The organism is Polaribacter sp. 11A2H, assembly GCF_011379025.1.
Classification (GTDB): Bacteria; Bacteroidota; Bacteroidia; order Flavobacteriales; family Flavobacteriaceae; genus Polaribacter.
The window spans coordinates 59,709-73,280 of record NZ_WTLD01000010.1; the positions used below are offsets into that span (position 1 = coordinate 59,709).

At 32.3% G+C, this 13,572-nt stretch carries 10 protein-coding genes; all 10 read left to right on the plus strand.

The window, feature by feature from the left end:
* Positions 1–1,664, plus strand: a 1,664-nt coding sequence (locus tag GQS58_RS13055) for a penicillin-binding protein (protein ID WP_240914616.1), incomplete at its 5' end; no start/stop codon positions are given.
* 1 nt (position 1,665) lies between these two features.
* Positions 1,666–3,132: a UDP-N-acetylmuramoyl-L-alanyl-D-glutamate--2,6-diaminopimelate ligase gene (locus GQS58_RS13060; protein WP_166386698.1), complete on the plus strand. Its 1,467-nt coding sequence runs from the start codon at positions 1,666–1,668 to the stop codon at positions 3,130–3,132.
* A 2-nt stretch (positions 3,133–3,134) separates the two neighbouring features.
* On the plus strand, positions 3,135–4,361 hold the full coding sequence (gene mraY, locus GQS58_RS13065; protein WP_166386588.1) for a phospho-N-acetylmuramoyl-pentapeptide-transferase: 1,227 nt from the start codon (positions 3,135–3,137) through the stop codon (positions 4,359–4,361).
* The gene (murD, locus tag GQS58_RS13070) at positions 4,362–5,696 is read left to right on the plus strand and encodes a UDP-N-acetylmuramoyl-L-alanine--D-glutamate ligase (RefSeq protein ID WP_166386590.1); all 1,335 of its coding nucleotides are present in this window, start codon (positions 4,362–4,364) and stop codon (positions 5,694–5,696) included.
* Positions 5,697–5,775: 79 nt separating this feature from the next.
* Positions 5,776–6,960, plus strand: a complete 1,185-nt coding sequence (locus GQS58_RS13075) for an FtsW/RodA/SpoVE family cell cycle protein (RefSeq protein WP_166386592.1) — start codon at positions 5,776–5,778, stop codon at positions 6,958–6,960.
* On the plus strand, positions 6,944–8,044 hold the full coding sequence (murG, locus tag GQS58_RS13080) for an undecaprenyldiphospho-muramoylpentapeptide beta-N-acetylglucosaminyltransferase (protein ID WP_166386594.1): 1,101 nt from the start codon (positions 6,944–6,946) through the stop codon (positions 8,042–8,044). Before GQS58_RS13075 ends, murG begins: the two co-directional genes overlap by 17 nt.
* A 110-nt stretch (positions 8,045–8,154) precedes the next feature.
* Positions 8,155–9,537: a UDP-N-acetylmuramate--L-alanine ligase gene (gene murC, locus GQS58_RS13085; protein ID WP_317168388.1), complete on the plus strand. Its 1,383-nt coding sequence runs from the start codon at positions 8,155–8,157 to the stop codon at positions 9,535–9,537.
* Positions 9,527–10,252: a cell division protein FtsQ/DivIB gene (locus GQS58_RS13090; RefSeq protein WP_166386596.1), complete on the plus strand. Its 726-nt coding sequence runs from the start codon at positions 9,527–9,529 to the stop codon at positions 10,250–10,252. Before murC ends, GQS58_RS13090 begins: the two co-directional genes overlap by 11 nt.
* Before the next feature lie 6 nt (positions 10,253–10,258).
* Positions 10,259–11,614, plus strand: a complete 1,356-nt coding sequence (ftsA, locus tag GQS58_RS13095) for a cell division protein FtsA (protein WP_166386598.1) — start codon at positions 10,259–10,261, stop codon at positions 11,612–11,614.
* Positions 11,615–11,678: 64 nt separating this feature from the next.
* Positions 11,679–13,532 (plus strand): cell division protein FtsZ, encoded by a 1,854-nt coding sequence (gene ftsZ / locus GQS58_RS13100; protein ID WP_166386600.1) that lies wholly within the window; start codon positions 11,679–11,681, stop codon positions 13,530–13,532.
* Positions 13,533–13,572: the final 40 nt, after the last annotated feature.

Sequence of the window (13,572 nt, forward strand, 5' to 3'; positions counted from 1 at the left end):
AAAAAAAAAAAAAGAGAAGAAACAGGTATTTGTTAATTGCTAGAAATGTAGGGTATACAGATTATTTGAAGGTTAAAGAATTTCCTATTTTTAATAAAGGTGTTTATAGCGGTGGTTTTATTGCGGAGCACAAAACGGTAAGAGCACATCCTATTGGTAAAATTGCAGAACGTACTATTGGGTATGATGATTTTAGAGGTGAGGCGGGGATAGAAGGTGCTTTTGCAGATTATATGCAAGGTCAAAATGGTTTAAGATGGAAGCAGAAAATTGCTAAAAATCAGTGGAAACCAATAAATGATGTAAATGAAAGAGAGCCAGTTGATGGACATGATATTATAACAACCATAGATGTTAATATTCAGGATATTACGCATCATGCTTTGTTAGATAAGTTAGAGTATTTTGAAGCAGAACATGGTTGTGCGGTGGTTATGGAAACTGCGACTGGAGAGATTAAAGCAATTTCTAATTTAGGAAGAACTTCTAAAGGAACGTATTACGAGAAAAGAAATTATGCCGTTTGGGAAAGTCATGAGCCTGGTTCTACTTTTAAGTTAGCGAGCATGATGATTGCGTTAGATGATAAGGTTGTAGATACGTCTACGGTTATAGATACAGAAAAAGGTAGAATTTTTATAAATGGAAGAAAAGTAGAAGATTCTCATCACGGTGGTTATGGAAAGATTTCTGTTGGACGAATTTTAGAGGTTTCTTCTAATGTTGGTGTGGTAAAAGTGATTCAGAAATATTATGATAAAAATCCTCAAAGGTTTTATGATAAGGTAGCTGAATATGGTTTTACAAAACCAATTGGTTTTCAGATAAAAGGAGAAGGGAAACCTTACATACCAAATCCAAAAGATAAAGAATGGAGTAAAATTTCATTAGAATGGATGTCTTGGGGATATGGTATTTCTATAACACCAATGCAAACGTTAATGTTTTATAATGCTATTGCAAACAATGGTGTAATGGTAAAGCCAAGATTTGTAAAAGAATTAAGAAAAGAAGATAAGGTTGAAAAGGTTTTTAAAACAGAGGTTTTAAATCCGAAAATAGCTTCTGATGAAACTTTAAGTAAGTTGAAAAAAGTGTTGGAAAACGTGGTAGAAAAAGGTACTGGTAGAGGTATTTATTCTCCTAATTTTTCTATGGCAGGTAAAACAGGTACTGCTAAAAAATACGTTCCTAGAACTAAAAATAGTAAAGGTGAGTGGGAAGGCGGTTTTTATTCAAGTAAACGTTATGTAGCTTCTTTTGCTGGTTTTTTTCCTGCTGATAATCCAAAATACTCTTGTATTGTGGTTATTCATGATCCGAAGAAAAAGAAAGGTTATTATGGTGCAACAGTTGCTGGACCTGTTTTTAAGGAAATTGCACAGAAGATTTATACAACAACTCCTATAGATAATCAATCTGTGGATGATAAAATAGAATTTGCAGCTATAGATAAAGAGTATTTAGATTTTGATAAAGAAATAAATAAGGAGTATCAAGAGGTTCCAGATGTTAGAGGAATGTCTGGTATGGATGCTTTGGCTTTGTTAGAAAACATCGGATTAAAGGTACAGTTTACAGGTGTTGGTAAAGTGAAGTCTCAATCACTAAGAAAAGGAGAGAAATTAGTTAAAGGACGAACCATTATTTTAAAACTTTCATAAACTGAAGAATTTAAAAGACATATTATATCAGGTTGCTATTGATCAAGTATTTGGAGGTACAGATATTGAGATAAATGCTGTTGTTTTCGATTCTAGGAAGATTGAAAAGAATGATGTTTTTATTGCTCAAAAAGGAGTTTCAGTAGATGGTCATTTATATATTGATAAAGCAATTAATTTAGGTGCAATAGCAATTATTTGTGAAGATTTTCCTGCGGATAAAAAAACAGGAATTACATATATTCAGGTAGCAGATGCGAATGTTGCTTTGGCGATAATGGCGTCTAATTTTTATGAAAATCCGTCAAAAAAGATGCCTTTAGTAGGTGTTACGGGTACAAATGGAAAAACTACGATCGCATCACTTTTGTATCAATTATTTAAAAAAGCAGGTTATAAAGTAGGTTTGCTTTCAACAGTAAAAATTTTGGTTGATGATGTTGAGTTTAAAGCAACGCATACAACTCCAGATTCTGTGACTATCAACAGTTATTTAGATAAAATGATTGATGCAGGTGTAGATTATTGTTTTATGGAAGTGAGTTCTCATGGAATTCATCAGGAAAGAACAGAGGGATTAACGTTTGCTGGTGGAATTTTTACAAACCTATCGCACGATCATTTAGATTATCATAAAACGTTTGCAGAATACAGAGATGTAAAGAAAAAGTTTTTCGATTCATTACCTAAAGCTGCATTTGCGCTTACCAATATCGATGATAAAAATGGCGACTTTATGTTGCAAAATACGAAAGCAAAAAAAGTGACTTATGCTTTAAAAACATTAGCAGATTATAAGGCTAAGATTTTAGAAAAGCAGTTTTCGGGTACACTTTTAAAAATAAATGAAACAGAAGTTTGGACTAAGTTAATCGGTCAGTTTAACGCATCTAACTTATTAGCAATTTTTGCAACAGCAGAATTGTTAGGATTAGAGAAATTAGAAATTTTAACAATTATCAGTCAGTTAGAAAATGTAAGTGGTCGTTTTGAGTATGTTATATCAGAAGATGGAGTTACGGCAATTGTAGATTATGCACATACGCCAGATGCTTTAAAAAATGTACTAGAAACCATTAATGATATTAGAACTGGTAATGAAAAACTGATAACAGTTGTTGGTTGTGGTGGCGACAGAGATGTTACTAAAAGACCAAAAATGGCACATATTGCTTCTCAGTTAAGTAGTCAGGCGATTTTTACATCAGACAATCCTAGAACGGAAAACGCACAGACTATTTTAGATGAAATGGAAGTAGGTATTGCTGCTGAAAATTATAAAAAAACATTGTCAATTTTAGACAGAAGACAGGCAATAAAAACTGCGTGTAAGTTTTCTGAAAGTGGAGATATTATACTAATAGCAGGAAAAGGACATGAAAATTATCAAGAAATTAATGGAGTGAGAGCTCATTTTGATGATTTAGAAGAAGTAAAGAACTGTTTCAAGCAATTAAAAAATAATTAAGAATGCTATATTATTTATTTGAATATTTAAAAAATATAATGGATTTCCCTGGTGCTGGATTGTTTCAGTTTATCACATTTAGAGCAGCGGGAGCTTTTATTTTATCATTATTAATTTCAACAATTTATGGTAGAAGAATTATAGATTTTTTAAGAAACCAGCAAGTAGGAGAAACGGTAAGAGATTTAGGTTTAGACGGGCAGAAACAAAAAACTGGTACGCCAACAATGGGGGGTGTTATTATCATTTTAGCAACTTTAATTCCGGTTTTATTATTGGCTAAATTAGATAATGTCTATGTGATTTTATTAATTATTACTACCGTTTGGATGGGGTTAATTGGTTTTTTAGACGATTATATAAAAGTTTTCAAAAAAGATAAAGGTGGTTTAAGCGGTAAGTTTAAAGTCTTAGGTCAGGTTGGTTTAGGTGTTATTGTAGGTTCTATGTTATATTTTAATGATGGAGTTACCATAAAGGAGCAATTACCAAAAGAGCAGCAAATAGTAAATAAAGATGGACGAAAAATTGTTTTTGGAGAAGCGCATAAATCTACTAAAACTACAGTGCCATTTTTTAAAGATAATGAATTAGAGTATTCAAAAGCCTTCAGTTTTTTAGGTGATGGATACGAGAAGTATGGATGGATTGTTTTCATTTTTGTAACTGTTTTTATTGTAACAGGAATTTCAAATGGTGCAAATTTAACAGATGGAATTGATGGTTTAGCTACCGGTTCATCTGCCATAATAGTGTTAACCTTAGCAGTGTTTGCATGGGTTTCTGGTAATATCATTTTTGCAGATTACTTAGACGTTATGTATATACCAGACTCTGGTGAAATGACTGTTTTTATATTGGCGTTTGCAGGAGCATTAATTGGTTTTCTGTGGTACAACACGTTTCCTGCTCAGGTTTTTATGGGAGATACGGGGAGTTTAACAATTGGTGGAATTATAGCAGTTATTGCAATTGCTATTCGTAAGGAATTATTGTTGCCAATTTTAGCAGGAATATTTGTGATAGAAAACCTTTCGGTAATTATGCAGGTTTCTTGGTTTAAGTATACCAAAAAGAAATTTGGAGAAGGAAGAAGAATTTTTAAAATGGCGCCTTTACATCATCATTATCAAAAATCAAACTATCACGAAAGTAAAATTGTAGTCCGTTTTTGGATTATTGGAATCTTGCTAGCAGTATTTACAATTGTTACTTTAAAATTAAGATAAATGAAAAGGCTTGTAATTCTTGGTGGTGGAGAAAGTGGTGTTGGTACAGCGCTTTTAGGAAAACAAAAAGGATACGAGGTCTTTGTTTCAGATAAAAATAAAATAGCAAAAGAGTATAAAGAAGTTCTTTTAAATAACGAGATCGATTTTGAGGAAAATCAACATACAGAAAGCAAAATTTTAAATGCTGATGTAGTGATGAAAAGTCCTGGAATTCCAGATACGGTTGCTTTAATTCTGCAATTAAAAGAAAATTCAATTCCTGTTGTTTCAGAAATTGAATTTGCAGCGCAGTTTACAGCCGCAACTATTGTTGGTATTACAGGTTCTAATGGAAAAACAACCACAACATTATTACTGCATCATATTTTAAAAAAAGCAGGATTAAATGTAGGTGTTGCAGGTAATATTGGAGACAGTTTTGCGCAACAAGTTGCTGAAGAGTCTTATGAAAACTATGTGTTAGAGTTAAGTAGTTTTCAGTTAGACGGAATAGAAAATTTTAATAGTCATATTGCAATTTTAACAAACATTACACCAGATCATTTAGATAGGTACGAATACGATTTTAATAAATATATAGATTCAAAATTTAGAATCACAAAGAATCAGACAGCAACCGATTATTTAATTTATGATGCAGATGATGAGGCAATCAATAATTGGTTAAAAGAACATAAAACAAGCGCGAAATTAGTTCCGTTTTCGCTTGAAAAAGAATTAGAGTATGGAGCGTATATCAAAGACAACAATATTATTATCAATATAAATAAAGACAAAATTAACATGCCGTTATCAACTTTATCAGTAAAAGGAAAACACAATACAAAAAATGCTATGGCAGCTACTATGGCAGCTCAATTGTTAAAAGCTAGAAAGCAAGTTATAATAGAGAGTTTAGAAGATTTTGAAGGAGCAGAGCATCGCTTAGAAAATGTAGCAAAAGTTAGAGGCGTAGAGTATATAAATGATTCTAAAGCTACTAATGTAAACGCAACGTATTATGCGTTAGAATGCATGGAGAAAACCACTGTTTGGATTGTTGGTGGTGTAGATAAAGGGAACGATTATAATGATTTGTTGCCTTTGGTAAGAGAAAAAGTAAAAGCAATTGTTTGCTTAGGTATTGATAACGATAAAATTAAAAACACTTTTGGTAATGTGGTAGATATTATAGTAGAAACTGCAGGGGCAGAAGAAGCTGTAAAAGTATCTCACAAATTAGCAGAAAGTGGAGAAGCTGTTTTATTGTCGCCAGCATGTGCAAGTTTCGATTTGTTTGATAATTATGAAGATAGAGGTCGTCAATTTAAGAAGGCAGTAAGAAGTTTATAAAAATTGTTTATTCGTGTAATTATTTATGCGTTTAATTATAAGGTAAAGTTTAATATTTTAGAAATTTAAGTACTATTTAATGAAAACCATTTTTCAATATATAAAAGGAGATAAAACCATTTGGGCAATTGTTGCTATTTTGGCAATATTCTCATTTATGCCAGTTTATAGCGCAAGCACAAACTTGGAGTATGTTGTTGGTTCTGGTTCTTCTTTTGGGTATTTGATAAAGCATATTGTGTTGTTAATAATGGGTTTTGCTATTATTTACGGAGTTCACAAAGTGCCTTATCGATTTTTCTCTGGTGGCTCAGTTATCATGCTTCCTGTAATTGTCTTTTTATTGATTTATACGCTGTCTCAGGGTACAACAATTGGGGGAGCAAATGCAAGTAGATGGATTAGTATTGGTGGAATTGGTTTTCAAACCTCTACTTTGGCAGGTTTAGTGTTAATGGTTTATGTAGCAAGGTATTTGTCTAAAAATAAGGATAACACAATTGGTTTTAAAGATAGCTTGTGGCAATTGTGGTTGCCAGTTGCAGTTGTTTTAGTTTTAATTTTACCAGCAAACTTTTCTACAACAGCCATTATTTTTACCATGATTTTAATTGTAACTTTTATTGGTGGTTATCCAGTTAAGTACTTAGGATTTATAATAGGAGCAGGAATTGGTTTGTTGTTAATTTTTATTTTAGCAGCCAAAGCATTTCCAGATTTAATGCCAAATAGAGTGCAAACTTGGGAAAACAGAATCGCTAGTTTTTCTGATGATGACGGCAAGGAGCAATATCAAGTAGAGAAAGCAAAAATAGCAATTGCTATGGGGGAAACATTTGGTGTTGGTCCGGGTAAAAGTGTTCAAAAGAATTTTTTACCACAATCTACATCAGATTTTATTTTTGCAATAATTGTAGAAGAATATGGCTTAGTTGGTGGATTTTTAATAGTATCCATCTATTTTATTTTACTGTTTAGAATTTTTGTAGTCATTAGAAAAACAACTACAATTTTTGGCACGTTGTTAGTGTTGGGAGTTGGACTTCCAATCATTTTTCAAGCTTCCATAAATATGGCAGTTGCAACTAATTTATTCCCGGTAACGGGGCAAACTTTACCGCTAATTAGTAGTGGTGGTACTTCTATTTGGATGACCTGTTTTGCATTAGGGATGATTTTAAGTGTAAGTGCTTCCAAAGAAGAAACAGAAGAAGATATTTTAGATGATAACCCTTTAAACATACTTCATGAAACACTCGATTAATATATTAATCTCTGGAGGAGGTACAGGAGGGCACATTTATCCTGCTATTGCTATTGCAAACGAATTAAAGTTGCGTTACCCAAATGCAAAATTTTTATTTGTAGGCGCAAAGGATAAAATGGAAATGGAAAAAGTTCCGCAAGCGGGATATGAAATAAAAGGATTGTGGATTTCTGGAATACAAAGAAGGTTAACTATAGACAATTTGTCTTTTCCTTTTAAGTTGATCAGTAGTTTATGGAATGCTTCTAAGATTATTAGAAAATTTAAACCAGATGTAGCAATTGGTACAGGTGGTTTTGCAAGTGGGCCAACTTTAATAATGGCTAATAGAAAGGGAATTCCGACTTTAATACAAGAACAGAATTCGTTTCCTGGAATTACCAATAAATTATTAAGTAAAAAAGCGCACAAAATTTGTGTTGCTTATGATAATTTAGAACGTTTTTTTCCTGCTGATAAAATTGTAAAAACAGGAAACCCTGTTCGTCAAGATTTATTATCTATTCATTCTAAAACAGCCGAAGGAAAACTGTTTTTTAAATTAGAAAAAGAGCAAAAAACTATTTTAGTTTTAGGAGGTAGTTTAGGAGCAAGAAAAATTAATCAATTGGTGGAAGCTAATCTAGAATTCTTTAAAAAACAAGGGGTTCAGGTTATTTGGCAATGTGGTAAATTATATTTTGAAGAATATAAAAAATACAACGAAACAGAAAATATTCAAGTACATCAGTTTGTAAATAGAATGGATTTTGCCTACGCTGCATCGGATATTATTATTTCTAGAGCAGGCGCAAGTTCGGTTTCAGAATTGTGTATTGTGGGTAAGCCGGTATTGTTTATTCCTTCACCAAATGTGTCGGAAGATCATCAAACAAAAAATGCAAAGTCAATTGCAGATAAACATGGTGCAATTTTGTTGAAGGAAAGTGAATTGGAATCATTTCCAATCGTTTTTGAAACATTATTAAAAGATAAAGGAAAACAAAGTAATTTATCTGAAAATATAAAAGAATTAGCGCTTCCAGGAGCAACAACAGCTATTGTTAATGAAGTAGAAAAATTATTAAATAGCCCATCTTAATCTTCCCAATGGGAAGAAATATGATTGTGAAATCTGTGAGAGAAAGCGAAGTGAAAATTTGAAAATAAAGAGATATAAATATTTAAATAGTAAAATTGATAAATAGAAAAATACATAACAGTGAGCAAGTCCTTCCCTTTGGGAAGGATTTAGGATGGGCTTATATTTATTTTGTCGGAATTGGAGGCATAGGAATGAGTGCAATTGCTCGTTACTTTGCGTCTAATGGGAAAAGTGTGGCTGGTTATGATAAAACTGCAACTCAAATTACTTTAGATTTAGAAGATTTGGGTGCTGAAATTCATTTTGAAGATGCTGTAAAAAATATTCCTATTTCATTTTTAGATAGTAAAAAAACGTTGGTAGTGTATACGCCTGCCGTTTCTAAAAATCATGCTGAACTAAGTTATTTTTTAGATAATGGCTTTACAGTTTTAAAAAGAGCTGAAATTTTAGGGAAAATAACGGAAACAACTTTCTGTTTAGCGGTTGCGGGGACACATGGTAAAACTACGACTTCTGCTATTTTAGGTCATATTATGAATACAGCTAATGCGACTTCCTTTTTAGGTGGAATTGCAGAAAACTATAATTCTAACCTAATTTTAGGGGATGATAAAGTAAGCGTTGTAGAAGCAGATGAGTTTGATCGATCTTTCTTAAAACTGAGTCCTAATATTGCATGTGTAACCTCTATGGATGCAGATCATTTAGATATTTATGGAGACTCAGAAGCTTTAAACGAATCGTTTGTTGAGTTTACGAACAAAGTAGAAAACACGTTAATTGTTGCAAAAGGCTTGCCTTTAGAGGGCTTGACGTATGCTGTTAATGAAGCTGCAGATTATGTCGCATTCAATTTAAAAATAGAAAGCGGTAAATATATTTTTGATGTGAAAACACCTTCATCAGAAATAAAAAATATTGAATTTCATTTACCAGGTCAGCATAATGTGATGAATGCATTGGCGGCAATAGCTATGGCAGATGTTTATGGAATTTCGTTATCGGTAATTAAAGAACGATTATCAACTTTTAAAGGAGTAAAACGAAGATTTTCGTATAAAATCAAAACAAATGATTTTGTATTGATTGATGATTATGCACATCATCCAACAGCAATAAATGCTGTAGAGAGTTCTGTTAGAGAAATGTACCCTAACGAAAAAGTGTTGGTTGTTTTTCAGCCACATTTGTTTTCTAGAACAAAAGATTTTATTGAAGATTTTGCATCTGCATTATCAAAATTCGATGAGGTTTTATTGCTAGATATTTATCCTGCAAGAGAAGAACCAATTGCCGGAGTAGACTCTGAATGGTTATTAAATAAAGTTGTTTGTAAGAATAAAAAACTGACTAAAAAAAATAATTTAATAAAAGATATTAAAAATTCATCAGCAAAAGTAGTTGTAATGTTAGGTGCGGGTGATATTGGTATGATGGTTGATGAGGTAAGTAATGAACTTTTAAAAGCAATAGGAAATGAAGTTTAAGAAGTTTTTTAAATACATAGCATTCCTTTTGTTAATAGGAGGTTTGGCCTTTTTGTCTAGTTTTTCTAAAAAAAGAAATTCGAATAAAAAAGTAACAGATATTATTATAGAATTTGAGGCTGGAGACAATCAATTTTTAACACATTCTATGGTTGATAAATTGTTAATACAAAATGATACAACTGTGAAAAACCAAGCGAAATCTGTGATAAATTTATACAGTTTGGAAAAAACGGTTTCTGAAAACCCTTATGTTGAAAATGCAGCAGTATTTTTAACCATATCGGGCACCCTAAAAACAATCATAAAACAGCGTACACCTGTTGCAAGAATTATAAATAAAAAAGATTCTTATTATGTTGATAAACAAGGTGTAAAAATACCTTTATCGAGTAATTTTTCAGCAAGAGTAATGCTGGTTTCTGGTGTTAAAAAAGAGGAGGAAGTTAAAGAAATATTACCTTTAATATCCTTTATTTTAGAGGATGATTTTTTGCGAAAAGAAGTCGTGGGAATAGAGAAATTTGACGATGGTGAGTATCAATTTTCCGTGAGAAGTGGAAATTATAAAATTGATTTTGGAAAATTATCTGAAATTGATGTGAAATTTAAGAAGTTAAAAGCGTTTTATAACAAGACATTTGAAGATAAAACGATTGAAGAATACAAAACGATTAATTTAAAATATCACAACCAAGTTGTGTGCGCAAAATAAATCAAAATGGAGAACAATAAAATAGCAATTGGTTTAGATATTGGTACAACCAAAATCGCAGCAATGATTGGTCGTAAGAATGAATATGGCAAGATTGAAGTTATAGGAATCGGTAAAGCTAAAAGTTTAGGTGTTAAACGTGGGGTTGTAAGTAATATTACGCAAACCATACAGTCTATTCAGCAAGCAGTAGAAGAGGCAGAAAGTGTTTCTGGTGTTAAGATTCATGAAGTTGTTGTAGGTATTGCTGGACAACATATTCGTAGTTTACATCACAGTGATTATATTACAAGAAATAATGCAGATGAGGTAATTGATGAAAATGATATTGATGACTTAATAAACCAGGTTCATAAATTAGTAATGTTGCCAGGAGAAGAAATTATTCATGTTTTACCGCAAGAATATAAAGTAGATTCTCAGGCAGATATTAAAGAGCCAATAGGTATGTATGGAGGTCGTTTAGAAGCGAATTTTCATGTAGTTGTTGGGCAAGTTTCTTCTATTAGAAATATTGGGCGTTGTGTTAAAAGTGCAGGTTTAGGTTTAAGTGAAATAACCTTAGAACCTTTGGCATCTGCAAATGCAGTGTTAAGTCAGGAAGAAAAAGAAGCAGGAGTTGCATTGATTGATATTGGAGGAGGAACAACAGATTTAGCTATTTTTAAAGATGGAATTATTAGACATACAGCTGTAATTCCTTTTGGAGGAAATGTAATTACAGAAGATATAAAAGAAGGCTGTTCTATTATAGAGAAGCAAGCAGAATTATTAAAAATAAAGTTTGGTTCTGCATGGCCAGGAGAAAATAAAGAAACAGAAATAGTATCTATACCAGGTTTAAGAGGTAGAGAGCCTAAAGAAATTACTTTAAAAAATTTATCAAGAATTATACATGCAAGAGTTCAAGAAATTATTGAGCATGTATATTTAGAGATAAAAAATTATGGACATGAAACTGCAAAAGGAAAACTAATTGCAGGTATTGTGTTAACAGGTGGAGGGGCACAATTAAAGCACTTACGCCAGTTGGTAGAGTATATTACAGGTATGGATGCAAGAATTGGATATCCTAATGAACATTTGGCAGGAGAATCTGATGAACTTTTATCTAGTCCGGCTTTTGCGACAACTGTTGGTCTATTAATGGAAGGTTTAGAAAAACAAAAACCTGTTGTTGAGGTTATAGAAGAACCTGAGGTAGAACAACCTGTGGTACAAGATTCAATTGAGACTAAAGCAGAAGAACCCATTGAAGAGGAACGAGAACCGGAACCAGTTCCAAGACCTAAACCAAAAAAGAAGTCGTTTTTTGAAAAGTTTACAGAAAGTTTAAAAGATTTTTTGGACAACGCAGAATAAAGATTGAGATTAAGAAAAGAGAACAAAAATCAAAAAAATAATAATAAACAATATATCGGTTATTATGAGCGCAGAATTCGATAACATTTCATTTGACATGCCTAAGACACAATCTAACACAATTAAAGTAATTGGAGTTGGTGGAGGCGGTAGCAACGCAGTAAACCACATGTTTACACAACAAATTAAAGGAGTAGACTTTGTAATCTGTAATACAGATGCACAGGCTTTAGAAAACAGTCCTGTTCCTAATAAAATTCAATTAGGAGTAAGTTTAACTTCTGGTTTAGGTGCAGGTGCAAATCCAGAAGTGGGTGCACAAGCAGCTAAAGAAAGTATGCAAGAAATTCAGCAAATGCTAAATACCCAAACCAAAATGGTATTTATTACTGCTGGTATGGGGGGTGGTACTGGTACAGGAGCAGCTCCTATTATTGCAAAAATTGCAAAAGATATGGATGTGCTTACTGTAGGTATTGTTACGATGCCTTTTGCCTTTGAAGGTAGAAGACGTGCTAAACAAGCTCAGTTAGGAATTGATCAATTGCGCCAAAATGTTGATTCTCTAATTGTTATAAACAATAATAAACTTCGTGAAGTTTACGGAAACCTTGGTTTTAAAGCTGGTTTCTCTAAAGCAGATGAGGTTTTATCTACAGCTTCTCGTGGAATTGCAGAGGTAATTACGCATCACTATAAACAAAATATAGATTTACATGATGCTAAAACTGTACTTTCTAATAGTGGAACTGCAATTATGGGTTCTGCAAAAGAAGAAGGTCAGACTAGAGCTAAAACAGCTATTATTAAAGCATTAGATTCTCCTTTATTAAATGATAATAAAATTACAGGAGCAAAGAATGTATTGTTGTTAATTGTATCTGGTACTAATGAGGTAACTTTAGATGAAATTGGTGAAATAAACGATTATATACAAGATGAAGCCGGTTATGATGCCAATATTATTATGGGTATTGGAGAAGATGAAGAATTAGGTGATGCAATTGCTGTTACTATTGTTGCTACAGGTTTTGCTGCAGATCAACAAAGTACAATTACAAATACGGAAGTAAAAAAAATTGTGCACACCCTTGAAGATGAGCAAAAAGCTACCTATGATTTTAGTGAAAAAACAATTACAAAAGCGCCTTCTTTAAACGAGCCACTAACAAGTGCTGTAGAGGAAAAAGTAGTTCATTCTTTAGAAGAGGAAGTAGTGGTGCCAAAAACAAACTTGGTTAAAACTACCAATGAAATTGTAAATATGGCAGTTGTTTATGATGATGTTGAAGTAGAAGTTGCCTCTGAAGATGATTTTGTTATTACAGACATAACTCCAGTTCAAGAAATACCAGTTGTAGAAGAACTAAAAGCAGTTGAACCTAATTTATTATTTGATTTACCTTTAAAACCACAGGCACAAGTAGAAACTCCAAAAGTTAAGGAGGTTGAAGAGATACAGGCAGAAGAGGTTGTTTTTGAGAGAAAAGTGGTAGAAAAGCGTTATGTTTTAGAAGATTTTGATGCACAACCAACCATAGGTAAAAGTTCTGGTATGGTAGAGCGAAAAGTTGCTGAAGAGGAAATTAATTTTGAATTAAAAACAAGAACTCCTCAGGCACAAGTAAACCAAATAGAAACGCAAAGTGAAGAAGTTTCTCCTTTAGATTTAACAATTACTGAATTGCAAAAGAGAGCTGAAGAGAGACGTAAAACAATGAAAGGTTTCAATTATAAATTCAATGATCAAATGAATAAGAACATTGATGAAATTGAGCGTCAGCCAGCTTATAAAAGGTTAGGGATAAATTTAGATACAAATAGTCCTATTAGTAGTACAAAAACATCTATTCAAAAGAATACCGATGAAATTAGTTTTAAATCTAATAATTCTTTTTTACATGACAATGTAGACTAAGTATTCCTTATTTTATTTAAAATATCTATAAAAGCCACAT

Excerpts from the sequence above, each read along its gene's own strand:
- GQS58_RS13075 (WP_166386592.1), top strand. The coding sequence starts at position 5,776 with ATGAAAACCATTTTTCAATATATAAAAGGAGATAAAACCATTTGGGCA.
- ftsA (WP_166386598.1), top strand. The coding sequence starts at position 10,259 with ATGGAGAACAATAAAATAGCAATTGGTTTAGATATTGGTACAACCAAA.
- ftsZ (WP_166386600.1), top strand. The coding sequence starts at position 11,679 with ATGAGCGCAGAATTCGATAACATTTCATTTGACATGCCTAAGACACAA.
- GQS58_RS13090 (WP_166386596.1), top strand. The coding sequence starts at position 9,527 with ATGAAGTTTAAGAAGTTTTTTAAATACATAGCATTCCTTTTGTTAATA.
- murD (WP_166386590.1), top strand. The coding sequence starts at position 4,362 with ATGAAAAGGCTTGTAATTCTTGGTGGTGGAGAAAGTGGTGTTGGTACA.
- murG (WP_166386594.1), top strand. The coding sequence starts at position 6,944 with ATGAAACACTCGATTAATATATTAATCTCTGGAGGAGGTACAGGAGGG.
- mraY (WP_166386588.1), top strand. The coding sequence starts at position 3,135 with ATGCTATATTATTTATTTGAATATTTAAAAAATATAATGGATTTCCCT.